The organism is Acidimicrobiia bacterium (assembly GCA_029210695.1).
GTDB lineage: Bacteria > Actinomycetota > Acidimicrobiia > Spongiisociales > JAHEDJ01 > JAHEDJ01.
In genome coordinates this window covers 1-516 of sequence record JARGFH010000175.1, presented here as the reverse complement: position 1 = coordinate 516, position 516 = coordinate 1, and the positions used below count along the sequence as shown (strand labels likewise).

Annotated in this window: 1 protein-coding gene; it reads right to left on the bottom strand. The window is 60.3% G+C overall.

The genetic code is table 11. The features are described from left to right. Nucleotides 1-516, bottom strand: a 516-nt coding sequence (locus P1T08_18960) for an aldehyde ferredoxin oxidoreductase C-terminal domain-containing protein (protein ID MDF1598150.1), incomplete at both ends; no start/stop codon positions are given.

Here is a 516-nt window from a genome sequence, read left to right as displayed (position 1 = left end):
CGACCTTCGGCCACGGCCCGGATCGCGGTTTCGACACCGGCGGGGTCCGAGAATCCGAGGTTCTCCAGGAGGCCGGAGCGGGTGCGGCGGTTGTACTCCATGACATAGCCCAGCGTGACGCCGAGCGAGATCGAGTCCATGCCGAGTTCGTCGGTGAGTTCAATGAGCGAAAGTGCTACGTCGGGATCGAAGATGCCCAGATTGGAGGACAAGAGAGTGATCGGTTCAAAGTCGACCTTGGCCCGGAAAGCTCCAGCTCTGCCGTCCTCAGTCTCGTCGTACACGTTCTTGTGGCATTTGATCCCACACAGATAGCAGCCGTCTGCCTGCACCACGTATGGTCCAGCCTCGACGCTGGGCCTCAGGAGGGGAACTGAGGCGGTTGTGCCCGTTGGGGCGAAGTTGAACTCGGGAAGTGATTGAGCTTCCTGCATCATCTTCATGGTTCGCCAGGTTCCACCCCGATCGTGCTCGAGGTCACGAAAGCGGGCACTTCCCTCACCGAGGTTGATTTCC